General features: G+C 44.3%; 22 protein-coding genes. All 22 read left to right on the top strand.

Annotated features, from left to right (window positions below; all coding sequences use genetic code 11):
• Positions 1-10 precede the first annotated feature (10 nt).
• Positions 11-2128: an elongation factor G gene (gene fusA, locus NQ502_RS08510; protein ID WP_028529584.1), complete on the top strand. Its 2118-nt coding sequence runs from the start codon at positions 11-13 to the stop codon at positions 2126-2128.
• Positions 2129-2246: 118 nt separating this feature from the next.
• Positions 2247-3440, top strand: a complete 1194-nt coding sequence (gene tuf, locus NQ502_RS08505; RefSeq protein ID WP_028529583.1) for an elongation factor Tu — start codon at positions 2247-2249, stop codon at positions 3438-3440.
• A gap of 602 nt (positions 3441-4042) precedes the next feature.
• Positions 4043-4729, top strand: a complete 687-nt coding sequence (locus NQ502_RS08500; RefSeq protein ID WP_028529581.1) for an aspartate/glutamate racemase family protein — start codon at positions 4043-4045, stop codon at positions 4727-4729.
• Positions 4730-5737: a zinc-dependent alcohol dehydrogenase gene (locus tag NQ502_RS08495; protein ID WP_028529580.1), complete on the top strand. Its 1008-nt coding sequence runs from the start codon at positions 4730-4732 to the stop codon at positions 5735-5737.
• Positions 5738-5755: 18 nt separating this feature from the next.
• Positions 5756-6625 (top strand): sugar phosphate isomerase/epimerase family protein, encoded by an 870-nt coding sequence (locus NQ502_RS08490; RefSeq protein ID WP_049898338.1) that lies wholly within the window; start codon positions 5756-5758, stop codon positions 6623-6625.
• A 3-nt stretch (positions 6626-6628) separates the two neighbouring features.
• Positions 6629-7489 (top strand): sugar phosphate isomerase/epimerase family protein, encoded by an 861-nt coding sequence (locus tag NQ502_RS08485; protein ID WP_028529578.1) that lies wholly within the window; start codon positions 6629-6631, stop codon positions 7487-7489.
• A gap of 25 nt (positions 7490-7514) precedes the next feature.
• Positions 7515-8492 carry an ABC transporter permease gene (locus NQ502_RS08480; RefSeq protein WP_028529577.1) on the top strand — a complete coding sequence of 326 codons (978 nt, stop codon included), beginning with the start codon at positions 7515-7517 and terminating at the stop codon, positions 8490-8492.
• 4 nt (positions 8493-8496) lie between these two features.
• Complete coding sequence (locus NQ502_RS08475) at positions 8497-9378, top strand: ABC transporter permease (RefSeq protein ID WP_028529576.1); 882 nt, start codon at positions 8497-8499, stop codon at positions 9376-9378.
• 16 nt (positions 9379-9394) lie between these two features.
• Entirely contained in the window at positions 9395-10390 is a 996-nt protein-coding gene (locus NQ502_RS08470) for an ABC transporter ATP-binding protein (RefSeq protein ID WP_028529575.1), read from the top strand.
• On the top strand, positions 10390-11349 hold the full coding sequence (locus tag NQ502_RS08465; RefSeq protein WP_044983471.1) for an ABC transporter ATP-binding protein: 960 nt from the start codon (positions 10390-10392) through the stop codon (positions 11347-11349). Before NQ502_RS08470 ends, NQ502_RS08465 begins: the two co-directional genes overlap by 1 nt.
• A gap of 30 nt (positions 11350-11379) precedes the next feature.
• On the top strand, positions 11380-12990 hold the full coding sequence (locus NQ502_RS08460) for an ABC transporter substrate-binding protein (RefSeq protein ID WP_028529573.1): 1611 nt from the start codon (positions 11380-11382) through the stop codon (positions 12988-12990).
• A gap of 52 nt (positions 12991-13042) precedes the next feature.
• Positions 13043-13951, top strand: a complete 909-nt coding sequence (locus tag NQ502_RS08455) for an AraC family transcriptional regulator (protein WP_028529572.1) — start codon at positions 13043-13045, stop codon at positions 13949-13951.
• Between the two features lie 14 nt (positions 13952-13965).
• Positions 13966-14253, top strand: a complete 288-nt coding sequence (locus NQ502_RS08450) for a putative quinol monooxygenase (protein WP_028529571.1) — start codon at positions 13966-13968, stop codon at positions 14251-14253.
• 153 nt (positions 14254-14406) lie between these two features.
• Positions 14407-14658, top strand: coding sequence for an RNA polymerase sigma factor (locus NQ502_RS08445; protein ID WP_028529570.1), 252 nt, complete (start codon positions 14407-14409; stop codon positions 14656-14658).
• A complete protein-coding gene (locus NQ502_RS08440; RefSeq protein WP_028529569.1) occupies positions 14621-15070 on the top strand; it encodes a MarR family winged helix-turn-helix transcriptional regulator in 450 nt (149 codons plus the stop codon). The genes NQ502_RS08445 and NQ502_RS08440 overlap by 38 nt, the downstream gene beginning before the upstream one ends.
• Positions 15067-15840 (top strand): sulfite exporter TauE/SafE family protein, encoded by a 774-nt coding sequence (locus tag NQ502_RS08435; protein ID WP_407691160.1) that lies wholly within the window; start codon positions 15067-15069, stop codon positions 15838-15840. The genes NQ502_RS08440 and NQ502_RS08435 overlap by 4 nt, the downstream gene beginning before the upstream one ends.
• A gap of 155 nt (positions 15841-15995) precedes the next feature.
• Complete coding sequence (locus tag NQ502_RS08430; RefSeq protein WP_028529567.1) at positions 15996-16694, top strand: lantibiotic protection ABC transporter ATP-binding protein; 699 nt, start codon at positions 15996-15998, stop codon at positions 16692-16694.
• Position 16695: 1 nt separating this feature from the next.
• Positions 16696-17448, top strand: a complete 753-nt coding sequence (locus NQ502_RS08425; protein ID WP_028529566.1) for a lantibiotic immunity ABC transporter MutE/EpiE family permease subunit — start codon at positions 16696-16698, stop codon at positions 17446-17448.
• On the top strand, positions 17445-18200 hold the full coding sequence (locus tag NQ502_RS08420; protein ID WP_028529565.1) for a lantibiotic immunity ABC transporter MutG family permease subunit: 756 nt from the start codon (positions 17445-17447) through the stop codon (positions 18198-18200). Before NQ502_RS08425 ends, NQ502_RS08420 begins: the two co-directional genes overlap by 4 nt.
• A gap of 18 nt (positions 18201-18218) precedes the next feature.
• Entirely contained in the window at positions 18219-18908 is a 690-nt protein-coding gene (locus NQ502_RS08415; RefSeq protein ID WP_028529564.1) for a response regulator transcription factor, read from the top strand.
• A 22-nt stretch (positions 18909-18930) separates the two neighbouring features.
• On the top strand, positions 18931-20355 hold the full coding sequence (locus NQ502_RS08410; RefSeq protein WP_028529563.1) for a sensor histidine kinase: 1425 nt from the start codon (positions 18931-18933) through the stop codon (positions 20353-20355).
• A gap of 484 nt (positions 20356-20839) precedes the next feature.
• Complete coding sequence (locus NQ502_RS08405; protein ID WP_028529562.1) at positions 20840-21958, top strand: sugar ABC transporter substrate-binding protein; 1119 nt, start codon at positions 20840-20842, stop codon at positions 21956-21958.
• The last annotated feature ends 62 nt before the right edge of the window (positions 21959-22020 follow it).

The raw sequence follows: 22020 nt of genomic DNA, 5'->3' as shown, positions 1-22020 counted from the left end.
AGGAAATCCAATGGCTGGAAGAGAATATCCATTAGAGAGAACCAGAAACATTGGTATTATGGCTCATATTGATGCTGGTAAGACAACAACAACTGAGCGTATTTTATATTATACCGGTGTTAACTATAAAATTGGAGATACCCACGAAGGAACTGCTACCATGGACTGGATGGCTCAGGAGCAGGAGCGTGGTATCACAATTACTTCAGCCGCTACAACCTGTCACTGGACTCTGCAGGAAAACTGCAAGGAAAAGCCGGGTGCTCTGGAACATCGTATCAATATCATTGATACGCCAGGCCACGTAGACTTTACAGTAGAGGTTGAGCGTTCACTCCGTGTACTGGACGGCGCTGTTGGTGTGTTCTGTGCAAAGGGTGGTGTTGAGCCTCAGTCAGAAAACGTATGGCGTCAGGCTGACACATACAACGTACCTAGAATGGCATTTATCAACAAAATGGATATTCTGGGTGCAGACTTCTACAATGCAGTAGAACAGATCAAAACCAGATTGGGCAAGAATGCGATCTGCCTTCAGCTGCCGATCGGTAAAGAAGATGATTTCAAGGGACTCATCGATCTGTTTGAGATGAAAGCCTATATTTACAATGATGATAAAGGTGATGATATCTCCATCGTAGATATTCCGGAAGATATGAAGGATGATGCAGAGCTGTACCATACAGAGCTGGTAGAGAAGATCTGCGAGCTGGATGATGATCTGATGATGGAATATCTGGAAGGTGATGAACCTTCTGTAGACGCGCTGAAAGCAGCACTGAGAAAAGGCACCTGCGAATGTGCAGCAGTTCCTGTGTGCTGCGGTACTGCTTACAGAAATAAAGGCGTTCAGAAACTTCTGGATGCAGTTATCGAATTTATGCCGTCTCCGCTCGATATTCCGGCTATCAAAGGTGTGGATATGGATGGAAATGAGACTGAGAGACATTCTTCTGATGAGGAACCGTTCTCAGCCCTGGCATTCAAAATTATGACAGACCCGTTCGTAGGTAAACTGGCATACTTCAGAGTTTACTCAGGAAGCATCAATTCCGGTTCCTATATATATAACTCAACAAAAGATAAGAAGGAACGTGTTGGACGTATCCTGCAGATGCATGCGAACAAGAGGGAAGAACTTGACAAAGTTTATTCCGGCGACATTGCAGCTGCAATCGGATTTAAAGTGACGACCACAGGTGATACGATCTGTGATGAACAGCACCCGGTTATCCTTGAGTCTATGGAATTCCCGGAACCTGTTATCGAGCTGGCGATTGAGCCTAAGACGAAGGCAGGACAGGGTAAACTCGGCGAATCTCTGGCAAAACTTGCTGAAGAAGACCCGACATTCCGCGCTCATACCAATCAGGAAACGGGGCAGACGATCATCGCAGGTATGGGTGAGCTCCATCTGGAGATCATCGTTGACAGACTTCTGCGTGAATTCAAAGTAGAAGCTAACGTAGGCGCTCCGCAGGTTGCTTACAAAGAGACATTTACAAAAGCTGTAGATGTTGACAGCAAATATGCGAAACAGTCCGGTGGTCGTGGACAGTACGGTCACTGTAAAGTTAAATTTGAGCCGATGGATGCAAACGCAGAAGAGACATTCAAGTTTGAAAGCACCGTTGTCGGCGGCGCTATTCCGAAGGAATATATCCCTGCTGTAGGCGAAGGTATCGAAGAAGCTATGAAGGCCGGTATCCTTGGCGGATTCCCGGTAGTCGGCGTACACGCAAATGTATACGACGGTTCCTACCATGAAGTCGATTCATCCGAGATGGCATTCCACATTGCAGGTTCTCTGGCATTCAAAGATGCGATGTCAAAATCTGCACCGACTCTGCTTGAGCCGATCATGAGAGTGGAAGTAACGACTCCGGAGGATTACATGGGAGATGTTATCGGTGATATCAACTCACGCCGTGGACGTATCGAGGGTATGGATGATATCGGAGGCGGAAAGATGATCCGCGGATTCGTTCCGCTGGCGGAGATGTTCGGATATTCCACAGACCTTCGTTCCAGGACACAGGGGCGCGGTAACTACTCCATGTTCTTTGACAGATACGAGCCGGTACCGAAATCCGTTCAGGAAAAAGTACTTTCTGCGAAAAGTAAATAGTTAAATTTGACTTGCAAATATTCCTGATTTGCAATATAATCAAGAATAGTAGGTCTCGTTTGAAACGAAAAAAAGAAAAGGCCCACAGGGCGCATGTTTTATAAGGAGGACATTCAAAATGGCTAAAGCTAAATTTGAAAGAACAAAACCGCATTGTAACATTGGTACCATCGGACACGTTGACCATGGTAAAACAACTCTGACAGCTGCTATCACAAAGACTCTTGCTGCAAGAGTAGCTGGTAACACAGCAACTGATTTCGAGAATATCGATAAAGCTCCGGAAGAGAGAGAGCGTGGTATCACTATCTCTACAGCTCATGTTGAATATGAGACAGAAAACCGTCATTATGCACACGTTGACTGCCCAGGCCATGCTGACTATGTAAAGAACATGATCACTGGTGCTGCTCAGATGGATGGCGCTATCCTTGTAGTAGCTGCTACAGATGGTGTTATGGCTCAGACAAAAGAGCATATCCTTCTGTCCCGTCAGGTAGGTGTTCCTTATATCGTTGTATTCATGAACAAATGTGACATGGTAGACGACGAAGAACTTCTGGAACTGGTAGACATGGAGATCCGTGAACTGCTCAGCGAGTATGAATTCCCGGGCGATGACACACCGATCATCCAGGGTTCTGCTCTGAAAGCTCTTGAAGATCCGAACGGAGAATGGGGCGACAAGGTAATGGAACTGATGGCTGCAGTTGACAGCTGGATTCCGGATCCTCAGCGTGACACAGACAAACCGTTCATCATGCCTGTAGAGGACGTATTCTCTATCACAGGCCGTGGTACAGTTGCAACTGGTAGAGTTGAAGCTGGTGTTCTTCACGTATCTGAAGAAGTTGAAATCGTTGGTATCAAAGAAGAAACACGTAAAGTTGTTGTAACCGGAATCGAAATGTTCCGTAAACTGCTTGATGAAGCTCAGGCTGGTGACAACATCGGTGCTCTTCTCCGTGGTGTTCAGAGAACTGAAATCGAAAGAGGACAGGTTCTTGCAAAACCAGGTTCAATCAAATGCCATACAAAATTTACAGCACAGGTTTACGTTCTGACAAAAGATGAAGGTGGACGTCATACTCCATTCTTCAACAACTACAGACCTCAGTTCTACTTCCGTACAACTGATGTAACTGGAGTTATCTCTCTGCCGGAAGGCACAGAAATGTGCATGCCTGGTGATAACGTAGAAATGACAATCGAACTGATTCACCCGATCGCTATGGATCAGGGTCTTACATTCGCTATCCGTGAGGGTGGACGTACTGTTGGATCAGGCCGTGTTGCTACAATCATCGAGTAGGCATTGAACACTTAATGAGTGCGAGCGTCAGCGAAGTGCGAATTTAGTGAGAAAGCCGTTCTTTGAGCAAAGCGAAAAGAACTGCCTTAATATTAGATAGTATAGAGTACCGCAAGGTACACTGTGTCCAAACGTAAGATGCCCCGGAACCGTAAGGTTTCCGGGGTTTTTCTGTTGAGTAAAAAAAGATAACCAATCACCGGAAATACCGGTCCAAAGATTTCGATATCCTTTGCCACATCCATATCTCTGGTAACTCCGGTTAAAATTGTCGGGGGGTATACCTGCTGGTAAATATAACGGAAAATATATGGATAGAAAGGCACTTCTTCGGGAAGTGCCTTTTTTCTGTCTATATCTACATGATGATTATTGACGTAATTTCGGGTAAATTTATGGAAAATTGATATCATAAAAAAGCAAAGATCCAAAAACAACAAAATGAATGAAAAAACAGTCAAAAAACAAGAAGAGTGGTGCAAATGATAGTGATATACTCTAAATGTAAAATAAATCAAATAATAAAAAATATATATGGTATTATTTGGAAAATTATAAAAATTTTTTGAAAGCAAACTTTAAGAAATGGAGGAGATATGGAAATGAAAAAAATTGCAGCGGTATTTACTGGATTTGATGCATCGTTATATTCTATCATTGACAATGCATTGCGGGAGAACTTGACGGAGGTTGACTATGAGTTGATTGTTCATGCAAATCCGAGTCTGATATCCGAAACATTAGAAGCTGGATATCCGACAAGGGATGTGGTCCGCGGATTGCTAACGGCCTTTGTGGATTCCGTGACAGAGGGGGCAGATGTTATTCTATCAGTATGTTCCACGATGGGAGATATTGCCAAAGCGGCTCAGCCGATTTTCGAGAAGATGAATGTTCCGATTGTCAGAATCGATGAGCGAATGATGGAATACGCAGTAATGAAGTATAAACGGATTGCACTTGTGGCTGCTTGCCGGACAATCATGGAACCAAATAAACATTTAATGGAAAAGAGCCTGCAGGAGATGGGAAGCGGGGCATCTGTTACCTATATCATCATTGATGAAATGCAGGGAAAACCGGGGCCGGAAGCTTCCGCTATCGCAATAGATGAGTTAAAAAAGTATACAGGGGAATTTGACGCAGTGGTGATGACACAGGCTTCGATGGCTCCTTTGACGGATCATATGTCTGAAAGTCTGGGGATTCCTGTCCTTAGCAGTTCGGATTTTGGAGCAATGGAAGTGGCAGAAATTCTGAAAGAATTAGAAGAAGGCGGTGAAAAATAAGTGAAGGCATTACAATATGAAGGTGCAAAAGAGCTGCGGTTTATTGAGATTCCTATCCCGGAACCAAAAGAAGATGAGGTAAGAATTAAGGTCAAAGCAGTTGCGATCTGCGGTTCGGACTTAAATGGTTATAAAGGAGTCAACAGTCTGAGAGTTGCGCCGCTTATTATGGGGCATGAATTTTCCGGAGAAATTGACTGCTGTGGTGAAAAGGTTAAAAAGCTGAAAAAGGGAGTGCGCGTGACAGTCAATCCGACATTGTATTGTGGGGAATGTGAAAATTGCATAAAAGCTAATTATAACCTGTGTGATAAAAAAACAGTTCCGGGCACAAGTGTAGGCAAAGTTAATGTGCCGGGGGCGATGGCAGAATATATCTGTGTGCGGGAAAAGAATGTGATTCCATTGTTGGACAGTATCACATTTGAAGAAGCGGCAATGCTCGAGCCGATGGGAGTATCGCTCCATGGAGTCAAACGTGCAGGCAATCTGAAAAATCAAAAAGTTGCTGTAATTGGAGCAGGTCCAATCGGCTTGATGGCGATTCAATGCATCTGCAATTTTCAGGCTGAAGAGATTGTTTGTATGGATCTGATCGATCGGCGCTTACAGGCGTCATTAGAATGCGGAGCCGGCCGTGCGATTAATTTAAAGGCGGATGCGCTGCCGGAAGAAAAATTTGATGTTGTATTTGACTGTGTCGGAAATGAAAAGACAATCACACAAGCAGCCCAAATTGTGAGAAACGATGGAAAAATTATTGTCATTGGTATGGCGGCAAGTGAGATTCATTTTCCCATTAAAAAGTTTGTTGCCAATGAATTCAAGATGTATGGAAGCTATCAATATCTGGATGAGATGAAAGAGGCAATGGAATTACTGGCTAACAAAAAAATCGATGTAAAAAAAATGATCACTTCAGTTCTTCCGTTGGAGAAAGCAGAAGATGCATTTGAGTCTCTCTGCTCGCCGGAGACAAAAGAAATTAAGATCGTACTTAAACCGTAGAGAAATGTGAGGGATAACATGAAATTAGGCGTAATAACGGATGGAATTAGTTTGGATTATGGAAAGGCACTGCAGATTATGAGGCAGGACGGACTTCAGTATGCAGAACTTCAAAGCGTGTGGGACAAAGAAATTGGGGATCATACAGAAGAGGAACTGAAATCAATTCTGGAATTGACAAAAAAAAATAATATGAATATTGCCGCCGTTTCCAGACATTTATTTATGGGACTGCCTGTGATGCAGACAGAGGTTGACAGTGAAGCCTATCAGGCTCAATATGCCAGACTGCTGCGGGCCATTAAGACGGCAAAATATCTTGGCGTCGATAAGGTCAGAACTATGAGTTTTAGTAAGATTACAAACATATGGGGCTACCATGGAGCTGATTCCGAGATGGCTGGTGATAATAAAGCCTGGGCACACTTTCTGAAACTGTTTGAACCGATTGTTCAGGCTGCAGAGGATTACAAGGTTACGCTTTTAATGGAGACGGCGGTGAATGCCATGGCGTTTTCCGGATATCTTGCCAGACGTATGATCAGAGATTTGGGAAGCAGTCATCTGAAAGTGCTTTGGGATCCTGGAAATACAATTTGTAATGGAGATGTACCGTTTCCGGATGCATATGAAGAGATTCGTGATGTATTGGGACATGTTCATATCAAAGATATCAGTTTCAGTCCGGAAAAAGCGATGGTCTGGAGCCGGCCGATTGGTCAGGGCGATATGGCTGTGTATTGGGAAGATATCGCGGATGCATTGAGAAAAGATGGATATGAAGGTGTGGTTTCGCTTGAACAGATGTATCGGCCGGATGGTAAAACATTATTTGATGGGTATCGGGAACAGGTGGGAGAATTTAAGAGAATATTTGGACAGGAGTAAAAGATGAAATTAGGAGCTATTACGAACGGAATATCACAGAGTTTTGAAACTGCACTTAAAATTATGAAGAATGATGGTATTTCCTATGCAGAACTCCAGTTTATCTGGGATACTGAGATTTGCCATCATACAGAAGAAGAAAATAAAGAGATGAAAAAGCTGCTTGATCAGTATGATATCAAAGTTGCCTGTATCATGAAGCATGTACTGAACGGAATGTCGGTCATGGATACGGAGATTGAGGATGAAGCCTATCAGGAACAGATACGACTGTTGAAAAAATCGATTGAACTGGCACGGTATTTTGGAACAAATATAACCAGGATTCAACCGTTTGCAAAACATAATGTTGTGTTCGGTGATGGGGGCGCTGATAAATATCTTTCCGGATATAATAAGAGCTGGACGAAATTCTTGAAATTATTAGACCCATGCTGTCAGATTGCAGAGGATGCGGGAATCGATATGGTGATGGAGACCGGAACCGGTTCATACATCCATACAGCTGCACTGGCAAAAAAAGCAATTGAGGCGCTTGGATGTTCAAGATTGAAGATTTTATGGGATCCTGCGAATTGTCTTTACAGTATGGAAGATCCGGTGCAGGCATATGAAAGCGCGGCAGATTACATTGTGGATGTACATATTAAAGACATCAGGATCAATAAACCGTTAGCGGCAATCACGTATTGCCCTCTCGGATATGGGGAAATGGCTCAGTATACAGAAGCAATAGCCGGATTGCTGAAAAAAAATAACTATGAAGGGGTTGTAACTTTTGAAAATCAGGTAATACCGGAAGGAAAAGCTGAACAGGAAGGATGGACACAATCTGTAGATATGTTTAAGAAAATATTTGGATAAGCATGTTCAGGATGGAGGGGTTTACATGGTACGGTATATTATAAAAAGACTTTTAGCGATGATACCGGTTTTGATTGGGGTCAGCTTACTTATCTTTTTTCTGTTGTACATTGCACCGGGGGATCCGGCGACGGTTGCTCTTGGTGACTCCGCAACGAAAGAAGAACTGCTGCAATGGCGTGTGGATCATGGTCTGGAAGAACCGTTTTTTGTTCAATATGCACAGTATATGTGGGGAATTATAACTCGATTTGACTTTGGTAATTCCTATATCACAGGAAAACCCGTTGCAGAAAGTTTGGTTGAAGCATTTCCAATTACAATTTTTTTAGCATTTCCAGTTACTGTGATATCAATGATCATCGGAATGCTTTTGGGAATTCTCTCGGCAAACCATCGAAATTCATGGATTGATGCAGTGGCACGCGTTGGCGGAATGATTGGTGTCTCTATTCCGGGATTTTGGCTTTCTTTGATGTTGATCTTGTTATTAGCTGTGAAATTAAAATTGCTTCCGGTTTCTGGCTGGTATGGTTTGGAATATGCAGTGCTTCCAATTTTATCTATGTCTTTATATGCAATTGCTATGCAGATGAGAATGACCCGCTCCTGCATGCTCGAATGTCAGCGGCAGGATTATGTAACAACAGCAAGAGCAAAAGGGCAAAGTGAACGCAAAATTACTTATCATCATGTGTTAAGAAATGCATTGATTCCGATTGTGACAAGCAGCGGACAGCACTTTGGATTTATGCTAGGCGGTTCTCTGGTTCAGGAACAGATTTTTACAATTCCTGCATTGGGAATTCTGATGGTTACCGCAATTAACTCCCGTGATTACCCACAGATTCGAGGAAGTGTACTTTTGCTTGCGTTCACATACAGTATTGTGAATCTGCTGGTCGATATTCTGTATGCTTATCTGGATCCAAGAATTAAAGCACAGTACATGAACGAGGGCAGAGGAAAAAGACACATGAAGCAGAGAAAAGCGGAGGTATAAATCGATGAACAAAGCGACAGATAGGAAAAAAAGATCTCCGCGCAGAAATAGTAATGCAGCGATTGTGTGGAGAAGACTTTTAAGAAATAAGACGGCTATGATAGGACTGATTATCTTGGTGATTATTACCCTGGTTTGTCTGCTGGCAGATGTCTTCGCACCTTTTGGCTATGATGAGCAGGATGTTATGTCGAAATTTATGGGACCGGGAGCGGAGCATTGGTTTGGAACAGACAATCTTGGCAGAGATATCTTCAGCAGAATTTTATATGGCGGAAGACTCACCCTGGTGGTTGGCTTTGGGGCTACTGGAATTGCAGCGGTGATCGGAACTGTCCTCGGGGCGCTCGCAGGATATTACGGCGGGAAAATCGATAATGTGATCATGCGAATCCTGGATGTTTTTATGGCTGTGCCAAATCTGGTACTGGCAATTGCGCTGGCTGCTGTTATGGGGACGGGGATCAAAAGCTGTATGCTTGCAGTAGGAATATCAGCAATACCGACATTTGCGAGAACAATCAGAGGACCGATTCTGGCGGTGAAATCTGAGGAATATATAGAGGCGGCAAAATCAGTAGACGCCAGCGATCTCAGAATTATCTTTAAACATGTATTTCTGAATGTTTTGTCCCCCGTAATTGTGCAACTGACACTTCAGATTGCAAGCGCGATTACAAATGCGGCTGCGTTAAGTTTCCTGGGATTGGGAATTGTACCGCCGACTCCGGAGTGGGGATCTATGTTATCGTCAGCCAGAACGTACATTTTGAAATATCCGATGCTATGTGTATGGCCTGGCCTTTCCATCGCTTTGGTTGTTCTGTCTTTGAACTTATTTGGTGATGGTCTGCGAGATGCGCTTGATCCGCGGTTGAAGGATTAAAGGAGGTGTCAGAGAAATGGGCGAAATAAAAAAAGAACAGCCATTGCTTCAGGTAAAAGATCTTGAAGTGTTGTATTCATCAAAAGAGATTGGCACATGCTGTGCGATCAATGGGGTGGATTTTAAGATTCATAAAGGCGAAACATTTGGGCTGGTAGGTGAAACGGGGGCTGGTAAAACAACGATTGCCATGAGTATTCTCAATCTGATCCCAAAACCGCCGGGACAGATAAAAAAAGGCGAGATTATTTTTAACGGGAAAAATCTTCTGGAACTGAACAGGAGTAAAATGAGAAAAGTCAGAGGAAAAGAAATCTCCATGATATTCCAGGATCCAATGACTGCGCTTAACCCAATTGATAAAGTAGGGGATCAGATTGCAGAAGTGATCTATCTGCATCAGGGCGTGACGAAAAAAGAATCGCATCAGTTAGCGGGGGAGATGATGGAAAAGGTAGGAATCCCGATGGAACGCTATCATGACTTTCCGCATCAATTTTCCGGCGGTATGAGACAAAGAATTGTAATCGCGATGGCACTTGCGTGTTCTCCGGAACTTTTAATTGCAGATGAGCCTACAACTGCGCTGGATGTAACCATTCAGGCTCAGGTTCTGAAAATGATGAATGAATTAAAGCAGACAACAGGTTCCTCAATGCTTTTGATCACGCACGATCTCGGAGTTGTGGCGGCGATGTGTGACAAGGTGGGCGTAATCTATGCCGGACAAATGCAGGAATATGGAAATGTTGAGCACATTTTTGATGAAACAGGCCATCCGTATACGCAGGGGTTGTTTGACTCGCTGCCCGCAGCAAACGGCACTAATACAAGGCTGAAACCCATTAAAGGACTGATGCCGGATCCGACAAATCTCCCGGAGGGATGTAAATTTCATCCGCGCTGCGAATACTGTACAGAACGTTGTAAAAAAGAAGTACCTGCGTTATACGAGGTTTCAAAAGGTCACTATGTGAGATGTTTCCGCGCAGAGGGGAAGGGGGAAATGTGATGGAGCCGTTGCTTAAAGCAGAAAACCTGAAAAAATATTTTTCAACATCACGCGGACAGCTTCATGCAGTTGATAATGTCAGCTTTTCGATTCAGAAAGGACAGACATTAGGGGTTGTAGGCGAATCCGGATGTGGGAAGTCGACGCTGGGACGTGTTCTGCTGCATTTGCTGGAAAGCACCGAGGGAAAGATTTATTTTGAAGGAAAAGATATCACGGTTGTTGATAAAAAAGGACTGACGGAAGTAAGAAAGCAGATGCAGATGATTTTTCAGGATCCTTTTTCCTCTTTGAATCCAAGAATGACAGTATCGCAGATCATAGCAGAACCACTGCTTATTGCAAAAGAACTGTCGAAAGATAAAATTGATGAAAAGGTCAAACAGCTGATGGAGCTGGTTGGTCTGGCAGAAAGGCTGACAAATTCTTATCCTCATGAATTGGATGGCGGAAGAAGACAGCGAGTTGGTATTGCAAGAGCTCTGGCTTTGAATCCGAAGTTCATTGTCTGTGATGAACCGGTGTCAGCACTTGATGTTTCAATTCAGGCACAGGTATTGAATCTGCTTCTGGATTTGCGCAGTAAGATGGGACTTACTTACGTATTTATCACGCATGATCTTTCGGTGGTCAGATATATTTCAGACAAAATTATGGTGATGTATCTTGGGGAAGTGGTGGAAATGGCGCCGAAAGATGAGCTGTTCGATCAAAGGCTGCATCCGTATACGAAAGCGTTGTTAGCATCAATTTTGGAGGCGAATCTTCATGTGAAACAGGAACCGGAAACATTGAAAGGAGAATTGACGTCACCGATTAATCCGAAACCCGGATGCAGGTTTGCAGCACGCTGTAAATATGCACAGGAGATATGCAGAGAACAAACCCCAAGGCTTACAGAAATTGGAAACGATCATTTCGTCAGATGCCATTTTTGTAATGAAATAAACAATATATAATGTAAAAGCGAAAGAGAAGGAGGTCTTCAAATGAAAAAACGATTGATCGCAGCAACAGCGGGGATTTTGACACTGTCAATGGCACTGTCCGGATGTGGAGGAGTTTTTCAGGGAAAAGAAGGGGGCACCCAAAACAGTGAAACATCGTCAGGGAGTACAGAGGATGGCGGAACCGCAAAAGATAGTATAGTGATACGGCTGATGAGAGATCCCGATCATTGTTTCACGGGGGAATATGCAAACCAGAATACACAGGAACCGGTACAGCGTATGGTGGTGGAAGCGCTGACACAGGAAAACTATACAGATAAAAGTCAGGTTGATCCTTTGCTCGCAGAGAGCTGGCAGGCAGACGAAGACGGTATGGGTGTCACGTTTCACCTGAGGGATGATGTTTATTTCCATAATGGAGAAAAAATGACGGCAGACGATGTAGTATATTCTTATGCGACATTAGCGGCAGACAGCAGCATTGCAACCGTATATCCATGGATTGACTTCGCAGGAACAGAAAAAGTGGATGACCTGACGGTTCATGTTCCGATGAATGATTTCAATATCACATGGGAAGACGATCTTCAGTTTGTAGGCATCTACTGTAAGAGCTATACCGAGGCAAATAAAGATAATCCGGATCTTTATATGAAAGGGTGTGTGGGAACAGGACCATACAGGATTGTATCGTGGACGACAAACGATAGTGTCGTACTGGAAAAAAATGAGGAGTACTGGGGCGAAGAAGCCATTATTGATCATGTAACATTCCGAGTGATTTCAGAAGCATCGGTAGCACTGATGGAACTGCAGACAGGAGGAATTGATGTTATCTTTGATGCAGAATATACGGACGCCATGGATATTGAAAATGACCCGGAAAGTGATTTCAGAGTCTATTCTCAGATGCAGCAGCTGCAGGCATTTTTAGGATTTAATATGCACAGCAGTCATGTTGCAGATATTAAAGTGAGGCAGGCAATTTGCATGGCAATTGACAGAGATGCATTGATTGCCGGCACGTTTGACGGTGCAGGCCATGTTCCCCTTTGTGTTGTTCCGGAAGTTGCGGAAGCCGTGTATTATTGGACAGAAGAAGACTATCCATTAAGCTATGATCCGGAAAAAGCAAAAGAACTTCTGAAAGAGGCCGGAGCAGAAAATCTGGAATTGACAATTCTGGCTGACAGTAATGATCCATTAAGAAAAGGTGCGGCAGAACAGATTGCAAATATGTTGAAAGAAGTAGGTATCACCCTTAACATTAAACTTCTTGACGGTACTGTCATGGGGGATACTTTGGTAAATGAATCCGAACAGTATGATCTATTTGTAAGAAGAAATGGTGGTTCTCCGGCGCCAGGGGGGGTTGCGGCTACTATCATTAATAATATTGGTAATAAGTGTCACCATGATGATAGTCCGATTACTGCTGAAATGATGGATATGCTGAATGAGATTACAACGACAGCAGATGATGAGGCAAGACTTGCACTATGGGAAGAATATCAGACACGATTCCCGGAAGAATGGCTATCTTATTTTCCGTATCAGCAGGGTGATAATTATGTCCTTTGCAGTAAAAGTCTTGAAAATGTGAAATGGAATACTTTTGTTTATAATATTAACGAATGGTATTTTAAGTGATATCATGGTAATATGATTTTGAGGGTGAACAGGTTCGTGATTGGAGGCTGCTATGAGGTATTCATATAAAGTTCCGGCGGAGGATCATTCCGGGTGGTCTGTTAAAACCGAAAAAGGGAATTTTGATGTTACATATATTACCAGAACCGAGATTGCTTCAGAAAAAGATGTAAGAGCATTTCATTGTCACAATGATATAACAGAAATCGCGCTTGTATATTCAGGAAAAGGAACAAGTGTAATTGGCAATAAAGAATATCAGATCGAAACAGGAGATGTTATTGTATACAATAAAGATGTTCTTCACTGTGACAAAAATGAGGAAGGTATGGTATTAAAATTTCACTTATGCGGGGTAAAGAACCTGCATATGAAGGGAAGAACGCCGGGAAAAGTTTTAAATGAATCCACAGGCTATGTTATCAGGAGCGGCAGATATTTTGAGTATCTGCTCCATGGATTTGAGATGTTGGAAGAGAGTATTTCATCCGGCCAGTCAGACGTCGCACAGCTGACCAAAATGTTTGTGGGCACATTTTTGAGGATTATTGATATTTTGTGTGAGGAGGGGAAAGAAGAGATGAATACTTCCGGTACCTATTCTCGGTCACAGTTGGTTTCTGCCATGAGAAAATATATTGATAAGCATTACCATGAAAACTTTTTATTAAATGATCTGACTGAAAAATTCAATGTGAATATGTATCACGCCTCAAGATTATTTACCAAAGAGATGGGTGTATCACCGATTGCTTACAGAACGCGGCAGCGAATCGGCATAGCACAGACTTTACTGACGGATACAGATAACAGTATATCAGAGATTGCCAATATGGTTGGTTACAATTATCTGAGCAGGTTCACGCATCAGTTTGTAAATATTATTGGCATATCACCAAGGGAATACCGTGAAACACGAGTTCAGATGAACAAATCATTACATCAACTTCAAGAAGAGTGAAAGAGGGTATAAACATGATTGCAATCACAGCAAAACAGATGATCAAAGAAGAAATGATCGGCAAATATCACGAATTAGTAAAAGAACTTGTTGAGAAGTCCTGTGCAGAAGAAGGCAATGTAAGTTATTGCAGTGTTCAGGACAGGGAAGATAAGAGAATTCATATGTTCTTGGAGATCTGGAAGGATCAGGAAGCAATTAATATTCATAATGAAACAGAACATTTCAAACGAATCATTCCCCAGTTTGCGGCAATGTTCGCTGGACCGGAAGAGGTGATTCTCTATGACGTAGTGTATTGATGAGGGATGGCAGACTGCCCCGGAACCGTAAGGGTTCCGGGGTTTTTCTGTTGGAAAATCTGATAAAAGACAAAATTGGACTATCCTTTTTGTCCGTGTTACAGTTAGTCATAGTAGAAAACGTTTTCGAAATTAACAAGGGGGAGTGACGGCATGGACAAAGATTTTCTTCTGATCCGGCAGATGAAGAGCGGCGATGAGACAGCGATGGACAAGTTCGTGCGGAAGTATTATCCTGTCATATTCAGGTATTGCCAGTATCATATCTCTGACCGGGCATATGGGTCTCTTTCCTTTGGATTGACACAGACGACAAACAATGATATAATTATAACAGTTATAAATATAACCAAGGGAGCTGATAGCAATGAAGTGGAATATTATCACGTATGCCAATCGTTTTAAACGAATGTATTTCCTGGCTTTTCAGCCGCTGGCATGCAAATATGGTCTGAATCAGCTTGAAATCGATATTCTGCTGTTTCTGCATAACAACCCCGACTGCAATACGGCAAGGGATATCGTAGAGAAGCGGGGATTTGCAAAGTCTAATGTTTCAAATGCGGTGGAGTCCCTGCGGAAAAAGGTATATCTGGTATCGAAGCCGGATTCGGAGAGCCGGAAGGTCCACAGGCTGTATCTGCTGCCCGAAGTTCATGCACAGATCACAGAACTGGCTGCCTGTCAGGAAACTGTATTCGCAGAGATGATGTGTGGGTTTACGGAGGAAGAGTATAATATGCTGTGCTCTTTTATGGGACGTATCGATGAAAATGTCGGGAAACTATTAGAAAAATTTGAACAGAAGAGAGGATAACAGCCGTGTATCAGTTTATAATTTGCTTTATCGCCGGCATCGGTGCAGGTCTCGGAACCGGATTTGCCGGCATGAGTGCTGCGGCGGTCATCAGTCCCATGCTGATCACATTCCTGGGAATGGAGCCGTATCTGGCGGTCGGAGTAGCACTGGCAAGCGATGTCTGTGCCAGCGCTGTATCAGCATACACTTACGGAAAACATAAAAACCTGGATATCAGAAATGGTCTTGTGATGATGGCATCCGTACTTTGCTTTACACTGGTCGGAAGCTACGCCTCAAGCCTTGTGCCGAGTACGGCGATGGGAGGTTTTTCGACGGTTATGACACTTTTGCTGGGAATCAAATTCATCGTACGGCCAGTCATGACTACCAGAAGCAGCATGGAACAGACGGATAAGAAAAAGCGCTTTATCCAGTCCGTGCTATGCGGTGCTGTCGTGGGATTTATCTGCGGTTTTGTAGGGGCAGGAGGCGGAATGATGATGCTTCTGCTTCTGACCAGCGTCCTGGGATACGAGCTGAAGACGGCTGTGGGAACCAGTGTATTTATCATGACATTCACAGCATTTACCGGAGCAGCAAGTCATTTTGCCATCGGCGGAGCGCCGGATATGAAGAGCCTGGTATTCTGTGTGCTGAGCACACTGCTATGGGCGAGAATTGCCGCCAGGTTTGCGAACAAGGCAGCGCCCGCGGTTTTAAACAGGGTAACGGGAGTTGTACTCACTGTGCTGGGAGCCGCTATTCTGGCGGTAAATTACCTGTAGGGGTACCCAATACTTCAGGCATTTTCGGATAAAATTATGAATCCGAAAATGCCTTTTTTATTTTTAAGAGAACGAATGTTATCAAAACGTTATTTTTATATGCTACGATCTTTCCTGTAATAGTATGGAGATAATTACTGGAAAGGAAAATGGATATGAAGAATCTGATTCTGGAAACAAAAAACCTGACTAAGAGATACGGGCAGCAGGCGGCGGTTGCGGGTCTTTCGCTCAAAATTGAACGAAACAGTGTCTACGGACTGCTCGGTCCCAATGGAGCAGGAAAATCGACGACACTGAAGATGCTTGTAGGACTTTGCCGTCCGACGGAGGGACAGATCTTTTTTGACGGAAAGCCCTGGAGGCGGGAAGACCTTGCCCAAATCGGTTCTTTAATCGAAGCGCCTGCGTTATATGGCAATCTGACAGCAGAAGAAAATCTTTTGGTTCATACCAGGCTTTTGGGAATTCCGCGTGAAAAGATCGATGAAGTACTGGAAACAGTTGACTTAAAAGATACCGGAAAAAAGAGAGTCTCGCAGTTTTCCATGGGAATGAAGCAGCGTCTTGGGATTGCCGCAGCCTTGCTGAGTGATCCCAGATTATTGATCCTGGATGAACCGACTAACGGACTTGATCCTTTTGGGATTCTGCAGCTGCGCGAACTGATTGCTTCCTTCCCGGGGCATGGGATTACCGTAATCCTCTCAAGCCATATACTGTCGGAAGTGGCGCAGGTAGTTGATGAGATCGGGATTATCAATGGGGGAAAACTCTTATATCAGGGGATACCGGCATCCGATGAGAATCTGGAAGAGTTTTTTACAGACGTGATCATAAAGGGGGTAAAATAAAATGAACGGTTTAACATCCGAGCTTCTGAAATACAAAAGGACATTCACCAGAAAGCTGATTGTCTTTATTCCCCTGTTTTTTGTATTGTATTCGCTGGTCATCCGATTATTGCTGCCGGCTTTTTTTAACTCGTGGGAGGGTATTCTCGATCTTGTTTTCAACTGGTGGCCATTCATATTCTTACCGCTGGGCATGGGGGTATTTGCCGTGTTAGTGGCAGCGCAGGAAAGAAAGTCCGGAAACTACCATGCGCTGCTCTCTCATCATATACCGCCGGTGAAGATCTGGTTCTGTAAGGTGGCCGGAATGGCGGTTTACAGTCTGCTGTCAACCCTTGTCTTAAGTGCTGCTGTTGTTATCTGCGGACTAATCACCTCTTCAGGGAGGATCCCCATCTTTCAGATACTTGCCGGGAGCATGGTCTGCTGGCTGTCATCACTTGTACTGATTCCCGTTCAGTTATGGGCGGCGACATGGAAAGGGGTATTCTTGAGCATGGGAATAGCGGTTGCAGGTATGTTTGCGGGTGTTCTTGCAGCGCCGAAATCATACTGGGCGGCTGTTCCGTGGAGCTGGGCGACAAGGCTGATGTGCCCGATCATAGGCGTGCATCCGAACGGAATTGTACTGGAACCCGGAAGCCCTCTTCTGGATTCTTCTGTGATTCCGGTGGGAATGATCCTGTCTGTGAGTACGTTTCTTTTGGTCACAGTCATTACGGGTATCTGGTTTAACAGGAGGGAAGTCAAATGATAAGAATATTATCATCAGAATGGTTAAAGACAAAACGGACAGCAGTCCGATGGATTACATTCTTTATGCCGGTGGTCACTGCACTTTGTATCGTCGCTTATATTCCGGGCAGAGCGGGTGTAACGGCTGATTTTATCTATGAAGGATTTTTTACTGTGTGGACGGCGGTCATCATACCGTTAGGGGCAGGGCTGCTTGCCGGTTTTATCATACATGAAGAGGAACTCGCCGGCGACTTTCACGGTTTTCTGAACTCGGAGGTATCACGGGACAGCGTGTATCTGGGAAAATTTTTTCTGTTGATTTTTTGTCTGATGTCCTGTACGTTTATCTCAACGGTCATTCTCTGTGCAGGCATGAATCTTGCGGCACCAGGGAACGGGTATTATGCTGTGTTTATGATGGCAGCACTTTTTGCTGTGATCGGTTCGCTCCCCATTCTGGCCATTCACCTGTGGATCAGTCTTTTGTGGGGGATAGGGGCGTCAATAGGAACCGGCATGGGAGGACTTCTGATGGGTGCGCTGATTGGGGCTACGAGCCTTGGAGATAAGATCTGGATCCTTGTTCCCTGGGCGTGGCCTGTGAAGCTGTCTATGTTTCCCGCCGTTTATTTACTCAGCCGGACGGATCTTGTTTTTGAGGATACAGTCAGGCAGATGATGACCGGGCTTGCGGCAGTGGTTATAGGAACTGCTGTATTTTTGACCGGCGGAATGATATGGTTTCGGAAGTGGGAAGGGAGAGCATAGTATGGGAGGCGGTACAGATTGAGCAGGATATTGATCATCGATGATGAGAGGGATATCGTCGTATTATTGGAGAAAAAACTGAAGGAAAGGGGGCATGAGGTGCTGACAGCGTACGATGGCAAGCAGGGCATGGAACAGGCGAAGAAACAGCCCGATCTGATCATACTTGACATTATGATGCCGGGAGCGGATGGATTTGAGGTCTGCCGTGCGATACGGGACGATGTAGTCTGTCCGATTATTTTTCTGAGTGCGAAACAGTCGGAGGCAGACAAGATCAGGGGGCTCACTCTTGGAGGCGATGATTATATCGTGAAGCCCTTTGGGCTGAGGGAGCTGATCGCCAGGATAGAAGCCAATCTGCGCCGTGAAAAGCGTTCTCAGTACCTCAATACAGAACATAAGCGCCCGAAGCTGTACTTTGGAACACTGGCTCTGGATATGCGGGAGCGCGCGGTCAGAATCGGCGGGCAGGATATTCCCCTGACAAGGAGGGAATATGACATTGCAGAATTGCTCGCACTCCATGCAGGGCAGGTTTTCTCCAGAGAGCAGATCTATGAAAAAGTATGGGGATACGATTCTGAGGGAGACAGTTCAACTGTGATCGAGCGGATTAAAAATATCAGGGCAAAATTTGCAGCTGTGACACCTGATGTTCAGTATATTTCGACTGTCTGGGGGATTGGATACAAATGGAATAAGTGACAGAAAGGGGGAGGAACAGACAATGAAAAACAGGCCGTTGGTATCACAGTTTCGTATCACATTTGTCTTTATTATTGCTGCCAGTATTGCGGCGTCGCTGATCACTTATGCAGTTACGGGAGTACTGTTTCTGCGTGCGCTGAATAGCAGTGAGATCAGGCCGGAAAATTATTATGAGCAGCAGATTCCGGACATTGAAAACTATATACGTGGAACGGGAGCAGCAGTCTTATCCGAAGCGGGTGAAAAAGGACTGAAGAATGTGTTTCCAGATGAGGGTCTTTCTTACCAGGGGGTAGATTCCGATGGAAATATTTTATATGGAACGTATCAGAAGCAATTATTTGAGAATAGGGAACAGCTCTTCAGCTGCCTCAATAAGACCTTCCGTGTTTCGGGAGACTATATTCAAGTGGTGCCTGTTATCAGCAGCAGCGGGAAAATCGAAGGGGCTGTTTCCATTGCCTATAAATTAAGTTTATTCGCCGCAAATAAAGATAAAGTGTGGCTGTTCATGACGCTGCTGATCATAGTGCTGTCCCCATTTATCTATGTCATTGTGTTTACGATCTTATTTTCCCGGGTATTTACAAATCGTATTACCCGCCCATTGAAACTTTTGATGGAGGGTTCACGTCAGATCAGGGAAAAGAATCTTGATTTTCATATCGATTATCACGCGGACAATGAACTGGGGGAACTGTGTGAAGTCTTTTCAGACATGAAAGAGGAACTCAGGGAGTCTCTGTCTGTGCAGTGGAAACTGGAACAGGAACGTGTGGAGATGGTCGAAGCCCTGGCACATGACCTGAAATCGCCTCTGTCTGTCATCAAGGCGTATTCGGAGGCAGTTTTGGATGATACCGAAGTTGATGAGGGACAGCGGCAATATCTTGCGGTCATCGAGGAAAATATAGAAAAAAGTATTTCACTTGTCCAGCAGATGCAGTATACTTCCGACCTCGATAACTCCAGCGTCACCCTGGAGAAAGTATGCGTGAATTTATCTGATTTTTTGGAACAAAAAGTACATCAATATGAACTGCAGGCGAGACAAAAGGAGATCACCGTTACTTTAAGCATTCAAGGCGACTTGCCGGATCACGTGCTGACCGACCGGGATAAACTGGAGCGGATTCTTGATAATATTGTATCGAACAGCCTGCAGTATACTCCTGCGGGAGGAATGGTCACCATATCGGTAAGAGAAGAGGAAAATATCGTTTTTTATCAGATCAGTGATTCTGGTATCGGATTCAGCGCTAAAGACCTGGACAAAGTTTTTGGGAAATTTTATCGTGGCGATGAGGCCAGACAGACAAGGGACGGTCACTCCGGCTTGGGACTGTATATCGTAAAGCAGCTGGCGGAACTTCTCGGGGGATCAGCTGCGATAGAAAATTCAGAAGGGGGAGGGGCATGTGTGAAGTTCTGGCACAGTGTTTAATCCAGATTAATAAATATTTTTTTCAGTCTTTTAACAATTCGGAAAATTATAAATGCCGTTCAACAACTGTAAAAGTTGCTTGAGCGGCATTTTGCACCCTTTCGTTACGCACAATGTCATTTGATAATACAAAACTCACAAATTGAGCATGGTGTTTTTGGGTAATATCATGGTTTTGCACAAAGAAATCATAAAAATTGTTGACAGCGAAATACTTTTGCCCTATATTTTAATTATAATTATTAAAGATAAAATTAAAAGTAAAAATAAAATAACGAAAAGAAGTATGCGATTGCAGACTGGCTCGCAGAGAACAGGATGCATTGTATAAAAAAGGAAGAATCAGGAGACTCAGAGGACGATATACACATCTGTGAAATGAAATTTTGCCGGCAAGCTGTTTTACAGACGCTGTCAAGTCTGAAGAAATGCCTGATACTGCCAAAGCAACCAAAAGGGTGAAGAAAGAAAAGGAGTAATGTATATGAAACAGAGAAAAGTGATCAGTATTCTGTTAACGGCGGCAATGGTTGTAACAATGGCTGCCGGCTGTGTAAAGCAGGAGCCGGCCGGGAAAGAGGCGGCGGCAGCTGTATCGGAGGAGGCAAGCGCAGACGATGGCGCTGATACCGATTTGGTACTGGAGCCGGTAGATATTAAAGAATATGGCGTAGCTCCAAAAATCACAGATTTTGTACCGGAGGATGCCGATACAAGTGGTACAAAAGAAGACGGAACACCATGGAAGATTGCATGGTCCAGTCTTTCAAACGCGGAGGAATCATTGGCACACATGACAGAGCTGATGGAAGGAATGTCAGATGAAATGGGTTTTGAGCTGGTGACTTTTGATGCCCAGGCTGATCCGCAGAAGCAGACCAGTGATATCAACAATGCGATTTCTCAGGGGTGTGATGCACTGATCGTTGCCCCTATAGATGCCAGCTCCCAGAACAGCGTCATGAAAAAGGCGAAGGACGCAGGCATGGTGGTGCTGAATGTCCAGAACACGGTGACAGATGAGGAAAGCTATGATTATTACGTAGGACCTGACGATACGGCGGCGGCACAGCAGGCAGCCTCTCTCCTTATGAACGCACTGCCCGATGGCGGAAAGATCGTAATGGTTGAGGGGAACCCGGGTGAGACTTGCCAGATCAACCGGACAAAGGGTTTTAAAGCTGTTATTTCACAGTATCCGGAATATGAGATTTTAGAAGAACAGGGCTGCCTCAACTGGTCCACAGCCGAGTGTATGAGTGTCATGGAATCCTATCTGTCAAAATATCCGGAGATTGACGGAGTATTCTGCCAGTGGGATATCGGCTGCGGCACCTGCATTCAGGCTGCGGAGGGAACAGGACGTGCAGACGATATCGCCTTTGTATCTGTGGATGGAACGCAGGCTGGACTGGATGCAGTAGCAGAAGGCGGATGCTGGAAGGGACTATCCATGCAGGACTTTGATACGAACTCGCGTATCCAGGTGCTGGCGGCACTGGCAGTGCTGAACGGGGACGGAGATAAAGTCGAGAAGATGCTGTATACACCGAATATTTGTATTACAGAAGAAAATGCAAAGAACTTTACAGCGGGCTGGTAAACAACTCCAGGAAGAAAATGTCCGCCCGGCGGCAAAAGTGATAAAAGAACATATCAAAAATA

It is taken from the genome of Ruminococcus gauvreauii, assembly GCF_025151995.1.
GTDB classification, from domain to species: domain Bacteria; phylum Bacillota; class Clostridia; order Lachnospirales; family Lachnospiraceae; genus Ruminococcus_G; species Ruminococcus_G gauvreauii.
The sequence above is the reverse complement of the archived record's forward strand: the minus strand, read 5'-3'. Positions and strand labels throughout refer to the sequence as shown.